Below are 15,180 nucleotides of genomic sequence, written 5' to 3'. Positions count from 1 at the left end.
CGCGCAGCGGCGCCGACTCAGTCCAGCACCGAGAACACCAACTCCGCCCGGTCCCGGGCGACCGTGAGATCCCAGATCTGATCGGCCATCGCGGCCGGGTCGAGTGACATCGCAGCCAGTTGCTCGGCGTTCAGCCCGACCTCGGCCAGCCGCTCCGCGTTGTCGGCCATCGCCGCATAGATGTCCCCGCCGCGCACCCCGCCGCCGATCACGATCGTCCCGACGAACACGCCTCGGTCGGCGACGGCCGCGTTCAGCGTGAGGGCGTAGTTCCGCAGTGCGGCGCCGATCGGGGCGAGGTGGCCCAGCTCGGGCATCGGTCGGATCGCGCTCAGACCGGTCGGCAGCAGGATCACCCCACGTCCCCGGTCGATCATGCCCGGCAGCACCGTGCCGACCGCATCGGCCGCCGCCGTGACGAGCGAGAAGGTCGCGCGCAACGCATCCCCCGTGGTCTGCTCGATCGGTACCGGGAAGTCCTCCGGATCCATCCCGGCCGGGCCGTAGTACAGCGCCTCGATCGGCCCCAGTCGCTGCTCGATCCGGCCGATCACCTCCCTCACCTGATCGGGATCGCGGACATCGGCGACCTCGGCGATCGCCGTCGAGCCGTCGGCGCGAAGTTGATCAAGGTAGCTTCCGTGCCGCGCGTCGGACCGGGACACGACGGCGACCGGATGGCCGCCGCGGCCGAACCGGCGGGCGATCGCCAGGCCGAGCCCGGGTCCGGTGCCCAGAACGACGGCGGCGCCGCGGGGGGCGGTGGTCTCGACGCCGGTCGAGCCGGCCGGCTGAAGGGTGGTCATGAGGACTCCTCGCTGCTGGATTCATAACTTGAGGCTCTCCTCAAGTTCTGTCGGAGACCGTACCTTAACTTGAGGGTGCCCTCAAGTAGTAGCGTGGACTTCATGCCAGGCCGGACTCGATCGCCACGTCGCGACGCCGTCGCGAACAGGGAGAAGCTGCTGGCCGCGGCCGCCGAGGTCTTCGCCGAGCGGGGGCTGGCCGCGCCGCTGGAGGAGATCGCTCGTCGCAGCGGCGTCAGCATCGGCACCCTCTACAACCACTTCCCCACCCGCGAGACGCTCTTCGACGCGATCTACCCGGCCAAGCTGGTGGGCCTGGAGGAGGCCGGCCGGGCGGCCCTCGCGGCCGACGATCCATGGACGGGGTTCCGGGACTTCATGGTCGCCACCTTCGAACTGCAGGCCGAGGATCGCGGCCTCAACGAGGCGATGACGCTGCGCTATCCGGCCGCGGCGGCGATGGCGGAGGCCTGCGAACGTGGGTACGCGAGCGTGCAGCAGATCATCGACCGGGCCCAGCGCGCCGGTGTGCTGCGGGCCGACTTCACGCTGCAGGATCTGGCCTGCCTGATCTGGGCCACCTCGCGGGTGATCACCGCCACCGTCGACGTCGCGCCGCTGGCCTGGCGCCGTTCCCTCGATCTCCAGCTCGACGGGCTCCGCGCCGAGGCGGCCCATCCCTCCGAGGTGCCGTCGATGACCGACGAGCAGGTCGCCGCCGCGATGCGGGCCTGACGGCGGTCCGCCCACGGTCTCAGGCCTGGTCAGCCCGAGGTCTCGAGTCCGGCCCGCAGCTGGCCGATTCCTCCGGTTCTGCCGATTCTTCGTGGCACCGTTGACGCGTGACCACCCAACAGCTCGACACCGCGCCACTGGAGATGCCCGCGCCGACACCCGCCCGCAGCCGGTACGCCGGCGGCGCCGCGATCGCCATGATCATCGGCATCGCCGGGACGATCGGACTGATCCGGTTCGCCGTGCTCAGCCGGTCCGGCCAGCAGCTCGACGCCGACGCGACCGAGGTGCTGCACACCGGCCAGGCCGGGCTGGAACCCCTGTTGTCGGCGCTCGGCACGATCTCGACCGGCACGGTCGCACTGGCGCTGGCCGCCTGCGTGGTGCTCGCCCTGGTGCGCCGCCGGTTCGCCGCGGCCGGTGCCGCCGTGCTCATCGTCGGCGGCGCGAACGTCACGACGCAGTTGATCAAGGTCATGGTGGACCGGCCGAACTTCGGCGACGGCTCGCACAACAGCCTGCCCAGTGGACACACCACCGTCGTGGTGTCGATCGTGCTGGCGGCGCTGCTGGTCGCCCCGGTCGGCCTGCGCGCGCTCGCCGTGCTGCTCGGCTCCTTCGCGATCGTGTTCATCGGCATGTCCACCGTGGTGGCCGGCTGGCACCTGCCGAGCGACGTCCTGGCGGCGATGACGGTGACCCTGGCCTGGGCCGGCCTGGCCGTACTGCTGCTGTCGCTGCGGCCGACGGAACGACCGACCGGCGGGATCGGTGCCTTCTTCCTGGCCGCCCTCGGCGCCGGAGCCGGCGTGATCGCCCTGGTGGTGAGCGGCGTCCGGCCGTACGGCGGCTGGAGCGGGATCGAGCCGGCGCTGACCGTACTCGCCGTGATCACGGGTGGGACGGCGCTGACCGTCGCCTGGTTCGCCCGGCTGACCTCGGCGCACGCCCGCTGACCCGCGCCGTCCCGGGCCGGGGGCGTTTGGCACACTCCTCGGGTGACCGAGACCCAGCCACGCGTGACGATCGAGGGCGGACGCTTCGTCCGGGACGGCGAGCCGCATCAGCTCATCTCCGGAGCCCTGCACTACTTCCGGGTCCCGCCGGCCCTGTGGGCCGACCGGCTGCGCCGGCTGGCCGCGATGGGCTGCAACACCGTCGAGACCTATGTGGCCTGGAACTTCCACCAGCCGTTCGCCGATCAGAAGCCGTCCTTCGAGGGTGATCGTGATCTTGGTGCGTTCCTGGACCGGGCCGCGGAAGCCGGCCTGGACATCCTGGTCCGGCCGGGCCCGTACATCTGCGCCGAGTGGGAGTTCGGCGGCCTGCCCTCCTGGCTGCTCACCGATCCGGCGGTACGGCGAGCGCTGCGCACCAGCAACCCGATCTACCAAGATCAGGTCGATCGCTGGTTCGACGCGCTGATCCCGGTGATCACGCCGCGGCAGGCGACCCGCGGCGGCCGGGTGATCGGCGTCCAGGTGGAGAACGAGTACGGCAGCTTCGGCAACGACACGGCCCACCTCGCCCACCTGCGGGACCGGCTGGTCGAGCTCGGCATCGACGTCTGGCAGTTCACCTCCGACGGCCCCGGCCGGCTCTGGCTGCAGGGCGGGACCTTGGACGGAACCCTGGCCACGGTCAACTTCGGTTCCCGGCAGGAATCCGCGTTCGCGGCGCTCGCCGAGCAGCGGACCGGCGAGCCGGAGATGTGCATGGAGTTCTGGAACGGCTGGTTCGACCACTTCGGCGGCGAGCACCACACCCGGGCCGGGGAGGACGCGGCGGCGGAGTTGGCCGGCATGCTCGAGGCGGGCCGGTCCGTGAACTTCTACATGGCCCACGGCGGCACCAGCTTCGGCGTCTGGGCCGGGGCGAACGCCGTCGAGGACGGCGGCACCGTGGTCCTGCAGCCGACGATCTCCAGCTACGACTACGACGCGCCGATCGCCGAGGACGGCACCCTGACCGCCAAGTACGACGCCTTCCGCGACGTGATCATGAAGCACACCGGCGTCACCCCGCCGGAGCCGCCGCCGCTGCCCGAGCGACTGCCGGCCGGTGCCGCGACCGTGACCGAACGGGTCTCGCTGACCGCCGTGCTGGACCGACAGCCGGTGATCGAATCGGTCACGCCGCTGACCTTCGAGGAGCTCGGCGTGCACCAGGGCGTGGTGCGCTACCGGACCTCGGCCGGCGGGCCGTACCCGGAGGCGAAGCTGACCCTGGACGGCCTGGCCGACCTCGGCACGGTGATCATCGACGACGCGGTACGGGCTCGGGTGGGCCGGATGCCGCTGGACGACCGGTTCCCGACCGGCCCGGCCACCGTCGAGCTGGCCGCGCGGAACACCGTGGACGTGCTGGTCAGTTCGCTCGGCCGGATCAACTTCGGCCGGCATCTCGGCGACCACAAGGGCCTGACCGCCGTCCGGCTCGATTTCCAGCACCTGATGGGATTCCGCCAGTCCGGTCTCGACCTGACCGAGCTGCCCGAGCTGGACTGGACCGACCCGGAACCGGCTCCGGGCCAGCCCGGCTTCCACCGCGCCGAGCTGGAGATCGAGCGACCGGCCGACGGCTACCTGGCACTGCCGGACTGGCACCACGGCTACCTGTTCCTCAACGGGTTCAACCTGGGCCGCTTCTGGAGCATCGGGCCGCAGCGCACCCTCTACGCACCGGCTCCTTTGTGGCGGGCCGGGCGCAACGAGTTGATCATCGCCGAGCTCGGTGACGGGTCCGGCAGCATGATCGAACTCCGGGACGCGCCCGACCTGGGCTGACCCGAGCCGCTCAGTCCCTGAGCCTGTCGAAGGGCAAGCCAGATGATCTTGGCCCTTCGACAAGCTCAGGGAACGTTGCGGCAAAGGGTTTCCAAACCGCGTGGCCAAGACACTTTTAGGTAAGCCTTGCTTAAGCGGCGCTGAGAGACTAACTTCGCTGGCCGGGGAACGAGATCTCACGCAGCCACGAAGGGAATCCGGTGTCCAGCTCTGCTCCGGTGCACGATCCCCAGCCTCTCGCTACCCGCACCCTGGCCACGGCAACGGTGGACACGCTGGACGGCATCGCGAGCGACCTCGCCGAACGGCTCCGGACCACCGACCATCCGGAACTGGTGGTGGCGATCGAGGAACGCGTGGGCGACGTGCCGGCCGACGCCGTGGCCGCAGTCCGGCCACCCGGTGACGACGGGGCGGTGATCATCTCCGGGCTCCGGGTCGACGACGCCCGGCTCGGCCCGACGCCGGCCGGCTGGCGCGAGGTCGGCAGCGCCGGGCTCGAGTTCGAGTTGATCTTGCTGCTGCTGGCCCGGGCCGCCGGCGAGCCGTTCGGCTGGCGGGGCCAGCAGGAGGGCAGGCTGGTCAACTCGATCGTGCCGTCCCGCGGCCAGGAGGCCTCGCAGACCGGCGCCAGCAGCGCGACCACGCTGGCGCCGCACACCGAGGACGCGTTCCATCCGCGGCGGGCGAACCTGCTGCTGTTGGGCTGCCTGCGCAACCCGGACCGGGTCGGCACCACGGTTGCCTCGGTCCGCCGGACCAGGCTCGACCATGATCAGCAACGGCTGCTGGCCGAACCGACGCTGCCGATCCTGCCCGACACCTCGTACGGGACTCACCATGATCAGGCGGCCGCGGCGGGCGTGCCGACGCTCTGGGCCGGCCCCGAGGGCATGACACTCCGCTACGACCCGGCCTACACGCCGCTGGAGCGCGCCGGTTCCGCCCACCGGGCGGCCTATGCCCGGCTGTCCACCGAGCTGGACCGGGTGAGCGTCACGGCCGGCCTGGATCCGGGCCAACTGCTGATGATCGACAACGACGTGGCGGTGCACGGCCGGGTGCCGTTCCAGGCCCGCTACGACGGCACCGACCGCTGGCTGAAGCGGATCAACGTCCGGCTCCGCGACCGGGCCCGGCGCGAGGCCGAGGCGGCCGAGGACGGCTACGGCGAGGAGCTCGTGGAGCCGTTCAGCGATGGGTGAGTCAGCCCCGCTCCGGTTGCTCAGCCGGACCGATCTTCTCGACGTCCCGTTCCCGCCCGAAGCGGTGGTGGCCGCCGTGGCGCAGGCGTACCGGAGCCTCGGCGCCGGCACCGCGGCCAACCCGACCAAGCTCACCGTCGGCGGCGTCCATGATCGTTCGGTGGCGTACGCGATGCTCGGCCGGGACACCGCGCGCGGCGTCGTCGCGATGAAGACGTCCTACACGTTCGGCCCGGACGACGACCGCGGCGGCAAGCGCTACACGACGATGATCATGCTGTACGACGACGCGACCGGCGCGCCGATCGCCCTGCTGGACGGCTCCCGGATCGGTGCGCTGCGGACGCCGGCCGTGTCGGCCCTGCTGGCCCGGGCGACGCTGCGGCCCGGCGCCTGCAGCGTGCTGGTGATCGGCACCGGAACCCAGGGCCGCGGCGCGCTGCCGCACCTGCTGGCCGCCAATCCGGACCTGGACCGGCTGATGCTGTACGGCACCCACCCGGACGGGATCGCCGCCGTGCAAGGCGAACTGGCCGCACACCACCCCGGCCGGACCCTGGAGCTGGTAGCGGATCCGCGAGCCGCCGCCCGGCAGGCCGACCTGGTGCTGGGCACCGCGGGCCCCGCCACCCGGGTCGCCGTCGAGGCCGATGATCTTGCTCCGGGCAGCACCGCAATCCTCGTCGGGTACGGCCTCGCGCCGTCGACCCTGGCCGGCGCCGACCGGGTGATCGCCACCAGCGCCGCCCAGATGGCGGTCACCGGCCGTGACCTCGCCGGGCCGGACGGCACGCTCCGCCCGGTCGATGCCGAGCTTCCGGAGATCATCGCCGGCCGGGCCGTGGGCCGCCAGGACGAGCGGCAGCGGATCTTCGCCTACAACAGCGGTCTGGTGCTCACCGACATCGCCGTGGCCCACGACCTGGCCCGCCGGGCGATCGAGCTGGGCCGCGGCACCGAGGTGGCCCTGTGGGCCTGACCGAACAGGAGTCGCTCACGCGGAACTCGATCATGGCCCCGCCGCTGACCGCGCACCGGGATCCCTGGGAACGCAGGCTGCTGGCGGACCCAGATCTGCTCGCCGACCTGGCCCGCGCGGCCGGCGGACCGTTCCACGTGCTGTACCCGGACCGGGTCGCCGCCAACGTGGCAGCGTTCCGGGCCGCGTTGGCCGAGGCCGGCGTGATCGGCACGATCCACTACGCCCGCAAGGCCAACAAGGCGGCCTGCGTGGTCGACGCCTGCGCCCGGGCCGGTGCGGGTGCCGACGTGTCCAGCCTCGGCGAGCTGCGGGCGGCACTCGGCGCCGGGATCCGCGGCGCCGACCTGATGATCACCGGACCGGCGAAGCCGGACCGGCTGCTCTGGCTGGCCGCCCGGCACGACGCCATGATCGCGATCGACGCGCCGGACGAGCTGGAACGGTTGATCATGGTCGCCGAGCCGGCCAGGGTGCTGTTGCGGGTCCGGCCACCTGGCTCGACCAGCCGGTTCGGGCTCGGCGAGGCGGACCTGGACGCCGCCGTCGCTCGGATCGGAGCGGCGCCGGCGCTTCGGCTGCACGGTTTCAGCTTCCACCTGGCCGGCTACGATCCCGCCGCCCGGACCCGTCTGGCCGGAGACCTCGTCGGACGCTGCCGGCATGCCCGCACGCTCGGCCATCCGGCCGACACGATCTCGATCGGCGGCGGCTTCGCGGTCGACTACGCCGGGGCGACGGAGTGGGCCGCGTTCGCGGGCGGTCTGCCCGGCACCTGGTGCCACGGCGAGCAGGAGATCCGAGAGCTGTATCCGTACCACTCCGAGCTCGCCGGCGCCGCCATGCTGACCGCCGTCCTGCGCTCCGACGGGCTGGCCGAAAGCCTGCGGGACAACGGGATCCGGCTCGCGGTCGAGCCAGGCCGGGCGCTGCTGGACCGGGCCGGCTGCTCGGTGTTCGGCGTCCTCGGCGTGAAGACGCTGACCGCCCGCGGGCTGCCGTACCGGATGATCACGGTGGACGGCAGCAGCCTCAGCCTGTCCGAGCAGTGGTTCGGCAGCGAGTACCTGCCGGACCCGGTCCTCTGGCCGGCCGGCGATCCCGCCGGCGCACCTGTACCCACGAGCGTCGGCGGGGCCACCTGCCTCGAGTCCGACCTGCTGAGTCGCCGGCGCATCCCGCTGGCCCGGGAACCGCGGATCGGGGACCTGCTGGTCTATCCGAACACCGCGGGCTACCAGATGGACTCGAACGAGTCCTCCTTCCACAACCACCCGATTCCGCCGAAGTTCGTCCTGCGTGCTGATCTTCGCTGGAGTCTTGATCAACTCGGAGAATTCTCATGATCGTCAGCCGCGTGACCGACCTGATCGGTCACACCCCCTTGTTCCGGCTCGCCGAGACCGGCAGCGGAACCCGGCTGCTGCTCAAGCTGGAGCAGTTCAATCCGACCGGCGCCGCCAAGATCAGGATGGCCCGCTCGATGGTGCTCGACGCCGAGGCCCGTGGCCTGCTCCGGCCCGGCGGCCGGATCGTCGAGTCGACCTCCGGCAACACCGGTCTCGGACTCGCCGTGGTGGCCGCCGAACGGGGCTACCGGTTCACCGCGGTGGTGGACCGGCACGCCTGCGCCGACAAGCTGCGCACGATGGCCGCGCTCGGCACCGAACTCGTCTTCGTCGGCGACGGTGATCATCTCGCGACCTCGGCCCGGGAGGACCTGGCCGAGCAGCTGGCCGCGGCCGAGCCGGGCGCCTACTTCACCGAACAGCACAACAATCCGGCCAACGCCGACGGCTACGCCGGTCTTGCCGACGAACTGCTCGCCGACCTCGGCGAGGTCGATCTGCTGGTCAGCGCGGTCGGCACCGGCGGCTCCCTGTTCGGCACCGCCAGGAGACTGCGCGAACAGGGCTCGGCGACCCGCGTGATCGGCGTCGAGCCGGTCGGCTCGATCGCGTTCGGCGGCGACGGCGGGCCCTACTGGCAGTCAGGCACCGGCACCCCACCCGGCGCGACGATCGGCTCCGCCGTCGACTACGCGCTGCTCGACGAGGGCGTCAAGGTGAGCGACCGGGAGGCCTTCGGCACCGCCCGGGCGGTCGCGGCGAGCACCGGGCTGATGATCGGCGGCTCGGCCGGCGGGTCGGTCCACGTCGCGCTGACCCGGCTGGAGGACTTCCCGCCCGGCTCGACCGTCGTGACGATCATCGGCGACGGCGGCGAGAAGTACCTGGACACGGTCTTCGACGACGAGTGGATGCGCGCCCGCGGGCTGCTCGACGAGTCGGTCGAGGAGCGGATCGCGGGACTGATCACCCGGCTCGCTCCCGACCGGGCTGCCGATCCGGTGCTCAGCCTGGCCTGAGACTCCTGTGCCCTGAGCCTGTCGAAGGGCGAGGCAGCTCGGGCCCTTCGACCGGCTCGGGGCACGAGGAAGTTAGACTTAGGTTCCCCTTTGTGGCACACCCCGCCGCGGGCTCACAACCGACACCTACGAGGTGGCACAGATGGCCGAGCTTGATCAACATCCGGAGTTGGACGTCCTTCCCGAGTGGCCGCGGGAGACGGTCGCGGTGCTGGTCACCCTCGACGGGGACAGCGGCGCGCCGCACGTGATCCCGGTCTCCTGGCCGGTCCGCGCGGACGACCGCCGGATCTTGATCAGCCTCCGCCACAACCGCGGCTCGCTGGCCCGGCTCCGCGAGCGGCCGGGCGTGGCGCTGCTCATCGTCGGCGGCGGCGACGTGGCGCTCAGCGTGCACGGCACGGCGACAGTGATCCGGGAGAAGCTCGCCCCGGACGGCGAGTACGCGGGTGTCCAGATCGTGGCGGACACCATCGAGGACCATCGGCAGGGCGCCTTCGCCGTGGCCGACGGGATCCGCCGCACGGTGCTGGACCAGGGCGAGCTGGCGGCGCTCGAACAGCGGGTGGCCGAACTGACCGAATATGGCGTGAACTTGAACTCGTGATAACGCTTGGGTAACGTCAGGGCGCAATGGCACCCCGTACCACCGAATCACGTTCGAAGGTCCGCGACGCCTCCCTCGACAACGCCAAGGCGATTCTGATCGTCCTGGTCGTGCTCGGCCACGTGATCGAGGACGTACCCAAGGACGACGCGGCGGAATGGCTCTACCGGGTCATCTATCTGTTCCACATGCCCGCGTTCGCCTTGATCACGGGCTACCTCTCGCGTCGGTTCAAGGCGTCGATCGGCTCGTACCTCAAGCTGTTCGGCGCGCTGCTGCTGCCCTACCTGGTGTTCCAGGCCGCGCACGCCCTGATCGAGGCCCGGCTCGAGGGCGAGCCGTTCGCGCTGGACGTGTTCGACCCGAAGTGGACGCTCTGGTATCTGCTCGCGGTAGCGCTGTGGCGGGCCCTGACGCCGCTGCTCCGGGCGATTCCGTACGCGGTGCCGCTGTCGATCCTGGCCGCACTCGGTTTCGGCCTGATCCCCAATCTGCCGGACACGCTGTCCCTCGACCGCGCGATCACGCTGCTGCCGTTCTTCGTCATCGGGCTCACCGTGACGCCCGAGAACCTCGAGGCCGTGCGCCGGGTCGGCCCGCTGGCGCTGTCCGCGATCTTCCTGCCGGTCGCCGCCGGCGTCACCTGGTGGTCGCTGGACCGGCTCGGCGGCGACGACTTCTGGTTCAGCCGGTCCTTCCTGCAACTCGGCGACGACTGGCTGGCCACCGGCCTGCTGCTGCGGCTGTGCAGCTACGGCCTGGGACTGCTCGGTACGGCGTGGGTGCTGGCCGTGGCGCCGCGCCGCAAGCTGCCGATCACCTACATCGGCGTGCAGTCGATGTACGTCTACCTGCTGCACAGCGTGGCCCTGGCCGCCTTCCGCGACGACGGCGTGATCGAAGGCCTGGACGAGCCGTGGCTGCTCCTGGCCAGCATCGGCTTCGCGATCGCGCTGTCGGCCGTCCTCGCCTCGAAGCCGGTCACCCTGCTCACGATGCCGTTCGTCCAGCCGCCGTTCGGCAAGATCAAGAAGCGCGAGCCCGCGCCCGCCCGCGAGCCCGCGCCCGCCCGCAAGCCCGCGCCGGCCCGGCAACAGGTGCCGCTCTGGGACTCGGTCCCGGCCTGGGAGCCGGCGCCGGCAGCGGTCCCGCGACCCCAGCCGGTCCGGGGTCAAGAGCCGCGCTGGGACCCGGTGCCGACCTGGGACCCGGCTCCTGTCCCGGAGCCCCGGCAGGTACGCACCCGGGAGCGGCGACCGGCGCCGGCCGTGCAGCCCTCCCCCGCCCGGCGGGCCCTGGTCGAGGATCAGCCGCCCGGCGGCTGGGTGATCCAGGACGACACTCCCCGACCCCGCCGCGCCGCAGCCCCGACCCGCTCCTGACCGGTGGTCAGTCGATGATCGTCCGGTCGGCGTTCGCGGCGTAGAGCCGATCCCAGTCGTAGCTGACGCCGAGCCCCGGTCCGTCCGGCAGGCCCACGCAGCCGTCCTCGCCGACGGCGTCGAGATCCTCCGCGTAGTCGTCGGCGTACACCGGCGGGTGCAGCGGATTCCCGCTCTCCGGGTCGAGCAGGCCGAGCTCGTAGTAGTTGGTGTTCCGGATCGCCGCCATGCAGTGCCGCTGGGCCGGGCCGGAGGCGTGCACCTCCAGGTCGAGGCCGATCGACTCCGCCGCGTGCGCGGTCTTCATCACCCCGGTGATGCCCATGTCGAGTTCCGGATCGGCGCGCAGGAAGTCGGTGGCACCGTCCAGCGCGACCGACATCCGCAGCTCCAGCCCGCGGACGAACTCGGTGATCAACAACGGCGTCTTGATCTTGTCCCGGAGGATCTTGTGCCCGAACGGCGCGTTGTCCCGCATCGGGTCCTCCCACCAGTAGGCGCCGACCTCGTCGCAGACCCGGCCCAGGGCCAGCGCGTCGGCCAGGGTCCGCAGCGAGTTGCCCGGGTCGGTCATCACGTCGCTGCGGCCGCCCGATCCCTCGGCGGAGGCGCGCAGGGCCGCCGCCTCGGCCCGATGATCACCGGTGGACGGGCCGTGGATCTTGTAGCCCGGGATGCCCCGCCCGGCGCAGTAGTCGGCGAAGTCGCGATAGCTGGCCGGGTCGGACAGGCCGCCCAGCCCGTGGCCGCCACCGACCGTGCTGACGTAGGCCGGCAGCCGGTCCCGGAACCGGCCGAGCAGGTCCGACACGGGCGTCCCGGCCGCCTTGCCGGCCGCGTCCCAGAGCGCGATGTCGATCGCGCCGGCGCCGATCCGGTCGGACTTGGCCAGGTTGCGGTTGGCCCGGTCCCAGATCAGCTCGCGGTCGGTCAGCCGGCAGCCGATGATCGACTGCGCGATCGCGACGACCTGCGGTGCGGCCAGCGGCGGGGCGCTCCACAGGGTGACGTAGTCGCCGGTGATCCCTGCGTCGGTACGGATCCGGACGCCGAACCGGCGGAGGGTCCGGGTCCGCGGCACGGCCAGCCGGCGGCCGGCGTTGTCGTAGCCGTACCGGATCTCATGATCGAACTCGACCAGTTCGACCTCGGTGATCATGGACATGACGGGCTCCTCACTTCAGGCCGGTGGTGGCGATGCCCTGGATCAGGGCCTTCTGGGCGAACAGGAACACGAAGAACACCGGGACCAGCGACAGGATCGACATCGCGAACAGCGCCCCGTAGTTGCTCAGGCCGGTGGAGTCCTGGAAGGCGTTCAGCCCCATCGACACGGTGTAGCGGTCCGGCGAGTTCAGGTACAGCAGCGGGGTGAAGAAGTCGTTCCAGGTCCAGATGAACGTGAACACCGCGGTGACGCCGAGGACCGGCTTGCAGAGCGGCAGGATCACGCTCCAGAACGTCCGGAACGGACCGCAGCCGTCGATCGCCGCCGCGTCGTCCAGCTCGGTCGGCAGGCCGCGGATGAACTGCACCACCAGGAAGACGAAGAACGCCTCCACCGCAAGGAATTTGGGCAGGATCAGCGGCACGTAGCTGTCCACCAGGCCGAACTGGTTGAAGATCACGTACTGCGGCACGATCGTGACGTGGAACGGCAGCATGATCGTCGCCAGCATGACCGCGAACATCGGTCCGCGCAGCTTGAACCGGAGCCTGGCGAAGGCGTAGCCGGCCAGTGTGCAGGAGATCAGGTTGCCGACGATGCAGAGCGCCGCGACGATCATGGAATTGAGCATGAACCGGCCGAACGGCATCCCGAGCGAGCTCCAGCCGACCAGGTAGTTGTCCAGCGTCAGCGGATTGTTCTGGCCGGCCGCGAAGATGTCCTCGTTGGCCATGAAGGAGCGGGTCAACATCCACATCAGCGGATAGATCATGATCAGGCCGAACAGGATCAGCAGCAGGTGCTTCCACCCGGAGCGGCCCAACCAGCGCAGTACGGCCCCGAACTCACTGTTCATAGTGCACCCAGTACTTGGAGGCGACGAAGTTGATCGCGGTGAACAGCCCGATCACGGTGAACAGGACCCAGGCCAGCGCGCTGGCGTACCCCATCTCGAAGTTCCGGAAGCCGGACTGGAACAGGTAGAGCGTGTAGAACATGGTGGAGTCGGCCGGCCCGCCGGTGCCGGCGGACAGGATGTAGGCCGGCGTGAACGCCTGGAAGGAGCCGATCAGCTGCAGGATCAGGTTGAAGAAGACCACCGGGCTGAGCAGCGGCAGGGTGACCGCGAAGAACCGGCGGATCCGGCTGGCGCCGTCGACCAGGGCCGCCTCCATCAGGTCCTCCGGGATCTGCCGCAGCCCGGCCAGGAAGATGATCATCGGCGATCCGAAGGTCCACACGTTCAAGATCATCAGGGTGGTCAGGGCCCGGTCCGGATCGGAGATCCAGGATCCCATCTGGATCCCGACCCGGGCGGCCAGGCCGGGCAGCAGGCCGTCGCTGGCGAACAGCTGGCGCCACAGCACGGCGACCGCGACACTGCCGCCGAGCAGCGAGGGCAGGTAGTAGACCGAGCGATAGATCGGCAGGCCGCGGACTCCCTTGTTCAGCAGGACCGCGATGGCCAGGGCCAGGGCGAGCTGCAGCGGGACCGAGAGGAACACGTACTTCGCGGTCACCACCGCCGACGCCCCGAAGGTGGGGTCGGTGATCATCCGCTGGTAGTTCGCCAGGCCGACCCAGACCGGCACTCCGCCGAGCCGATAGTCGGTGAAGGACAGATAGAGCGAGGCCAGCATCGGGATCAACGTGATCGCCAGGACGCCGGCGATCCAGGGCAGCAGGAACAGGTAGGCGACCGGGCTGGATCGCCCCGCGGGACGATCCCGGACCCGGTCGGCCACCCGTGCCGGTGCGGCCGTCGGCAGCGTAGCCGTCATCGGTAGCGGTCCTTGATCAGGATTCGAGCGGCTGCCAGAACCGTTCCTGGGCCTCGTGTTCGCGGAGCCCGATCCGTACGGCGTCCAGGCGTTCCATCGTCGCCCCGTCGTAATGCCCGAGCGACAATCCGTCGGCCCCGGCGTCGACGGCGGCCTTGATGCTGCCGCGCAGCGTCTCCGGCGTCGCGTTGGGCCGAACCCCGAGCGCGGCGATCAGCTTCTGATCATCGTTCAGCGCCCGCCGCACCTTCATCAGCTTGGCCCGCTTGATCGCGACCCCCTCCGCGGTGCCCAACTGGTCGGAGTAGTCGGACTCGCGGACCGAGTCGACGTGCCGGAACGCCGACTTGAAGTCGAGCCCGGCTCGCTCGGGCGCCGCCATGTAGGTGTTGTAGCGCAGCTCGATCGGCCGGCCGACGCCGTCGAGCGCCTTCCGGACGTCGGCGAACAGCCCGGTGATCGAACGCTTCCGGAACTGCAACCAGGCGGTGAACGCGTCGTTCTCGATCAGCAGGCTGGTCTCGCTGTAGTTCGCCTCGTCCAGCAGCTGCCGCTCGTGCAGCTCGGCCAGCCCGATCCGCTTCGACAGCCGGGCCAGGTGGCCGATCTCGGCGACCAGCTCGGACCAGTCGAGACCCTCGGCGGTCGCCTTCTCCTTGCAGGCATCGCAGAAGCAGCCGCCGGTGGCGACGCCGAGCAGGTGCTGCCAGTCGGTCGGGCCGGACGAATGGGTGCCGCCGTCGTTGCGCCCGGCCCCGAACATGACCAGACACGTCTGCAGGTAGTCGACGTCGTAGTTGATCGCCAGGTCGGTGAACAGGCCGATGATGTACTCGCGGACGTCGGGATGGTTCAGGCAGGGCAGCGCGCGCTGCGCCTCGACCGCCTCGAAGGCCCCGACGATGTTGCCGAACACGTCGCGCTGCAGGGCGTCCGGATAGTTCTCCCGGGCGTACTGGGCGTCGATGATCGTGTGCGAGATCTCGCAGCCGGTCCGCATGTTCCGGGCCCGGGCGCCGTCGATCAGCACCTGCAGCCAGTCCGTACCGGCGAGGAAGTCGCGCTCACTGGTGAGCGGCTTGATCCGGCCGTACCGGTCGGCGGCCGGGCTCCAGTAGGCCCGGCTGTCCTCCGGCAGGTAGTAGCGCCGGACCGGGTTGTGCGGGTAGTGCCGCGCGTGCAGCGGCCGCTTCTCCTTGTGCATCATGCCGACCAGGTACGCCGAGTTCACCTCCGCCCGGCTGGCCAGCACGTCCAGAGCATGATCAATTCCCTCGTCGGCCAGGTCCCAGGCATAGAGGCTGGCGGCGATCTCGTTCAGCGGCATCGGCGTCCCTTCGTCGGAGGTTCGGTCGGAAATGAT

Annotated in this window: 14 protein-coding genes; 9 read left to right on the top strand and 5 right to left on the bottom strand. The window is 70.7% G+C overall.

Translation table 11 applies throughout. The annotated features are described in order from the left end of the window. Positions 1–17: 17 nt before the first annotated feature. Entirely contained in the window at positions 18–806 is a 789-nt protein-coding gene (locus AC6CCG_RS13155) for an SDR family NAD(P)-dependent oxidoreductase (protein ID WP_496654992.1), read from the bottom strand. A gap of 102 nt (positions 807–908) precedes the next feature. Between AC6CCG_RS13155 and AC6CCG_RS13150 the strand changes: the two genes are divergently transcribed. From AC6CCG_RS13150 to AC6CCG_RS13110, 9 genes are all read left to right on the top strand, one after another. Next, positions 909–1,541, top strand: a complete 633-nt coding sequence (locus AC6CCG_RS13150) for a TetR/AcrR family transcriptional regulator (protein WP_496654991.1) — start codon at positions 909–911, stop codon at positions 1,539–1,541. A gap of 107 nt (positions 1,542–1,648) precedes the next feature. Continuing rightward, a complete protein-coding gene (locus tag AC6CCG_RS13145; RefSeq protein WP_496654990.1) occupies positions 1,649–2,497 on the top strand; it encodes a phosphatase PAP2 family protein in 849 nt (282 codons plus the stop codon). Positions 2,498–2,539: 42 nt separating this feature from the next. Further along, positions 2,540–4,327, top strand: a complete 1,788-nt coding sequence (locus AC6CCG_RS13140; RefSeq protein ID WP_496654989.1) for a glycoside hydrolase family 35 protein — start codon at positions 2,540–2,542, stop codon at positions 4,325–4,327. Between the two features lie 200 nt (positions 4,328–4,527). After that, on the top strand, positions 4,528–5,532 hold the full coding sequence (locus AC6CCG_RS13135; protein WP_496654988.1) for a TauD/TfdA family dioxygenase: 1,005 nt from the start codon (positions 4,528–4,530) through the stop codon (positions 5,530–5,532). After that, entirely contained in the window at positions 5,525–6,511 is a 987-nt protein-coding gene (locus tag AC6CCG_RS13130) for a hypothetical protein (RefSeq protein WP_496654987.1), read from the top strand. Before AC6CCG_RS13135 ends, AC6CCG_RS13130 begins: the two co-directional genes overlap by 8 nt. Then, positions 6,502–7,857 (top strand): alanine racemase, encoded by a 1,356-nt coding sequence (locus AC6CCG_RS13125; protein ID WP_496654986.1) that lies wholly within the window; start codon positions 6,502–6,504, stop codon positions 7,855–7,857. The genes AC6CCG_RS13130 and AC6CCG_RS13125 overlap by 10 nt, the downstream gene beginning before the upstream one ends. After that, positions 7,854–8,879, top strand: a complete 1,026-nt coding sequence (locus AC6CCG_RS13120) for a PLP-dependent cysteine synthase family protein (RefSeq protein WP_496654985.1) — start codon at positions 7,854–7,856, stop codon at positions 8,877–8,879. Before AC6CCG_RS13125 ends, AC6CCG_RS13120 begins: the two co-directional genes overlap by 4 nt. A gap of 142 nt (positions 8,880–9,021) precedes the next feature. After that, the gene (locus AC6CCG_RS13115) at positions 9,022–9,486 is read left to right on the top strand and encodes a pyridoxamine 5'-phosphate oxidase family protein (RefSeq protein WP_496654984.1); all 465 of its coding nucleotides are present in this window, start codon (positions 9,022–9,024) and stop codon (positions 9,484–9,486) included. A 26-nt stretch (positions 9,487–9,512) separates the two neighbouring features. After that, on the top strand, positions 9,513–10,868 hold the full coding sequence (locus tag AC6CCG_RS13110; RefSeq protein ID WP_496654983.1) for an acyltransferase family protein: 1,356 nt from the start codon (positions 9,513–9,515) through the stop codon (positions 10,866–10,868). 7 nt (positions 10,869–10,875) lie between these two features. Here AC6CCG_RS13110 and AC6CCG_RS13105 read toward each other — a convergent pair whose 3' ends face one another. From AC6CCG_RS13105 to AC6CCG_RS13090, 4 genes are read right to left on the bottom strand one after another with little or no spacing between them, the layout of a single operon-like run. Beyond that, on the bottom strand, positions 10,876–12,033 hold the full coding sequence (locus AC6CCG_RS13105; RefSeq protein WP_496654982.1) for an enolase C-terminal domain-like protein: 1,158 nt from the start codon (positions 12,031–12,033) through the stop codon (positions 10,876–10,878). Positions 12,034–12,043: 10 nt separating this feature from the next. After that, positions 12,044–12,892, bottom strand: a complete 849-nt coding sequence (locus AC6CCG_RS13100; protein ID WP_496654981.1) for a carbohydrate ABC transporter permease — start codon at positions 12,890–12,892, stop codon at positions 12,044–12,046. After that, complete coding sequence (locus tag AC6CCG_RS13095; RefSeq protein ID WP_496654980.1) at positions 12,882–13,817, bottom strand: carbohydrate ABC transporter permease; 936 nt, start codon at positions 13,815–13,817, stop codon at positions 12,882–12,884. The genes AC6CCG_RS13100 and AC6CCG_RS13095 overlap by 11 nt, the downstream gene beginning before the upstream one ends. Before the next feature lie 16 nt (positions 13,818–13,833). Then, positions 13,834–15,144 (bottom strand): hypothetical protein, encoded by a 1,311-nt coding sequence (locus tag AC6CCG_RS13090; RefSeq protein ID WP_496654979.1) that lies wholly within the window; start codon positions 15,142–15,144, stop codon positions 13,834–13,836. Positions 15,145–15,180: the final 36 nt, after the last annotated feature.

This window comes from Microlunatus sp. YIM B11417 (assembly GCF_059617205.1).
Note: the sequence above shows the minus strand (reverse complement) of the source record. Positions and strands in the feature narration are given on the sequence as shown.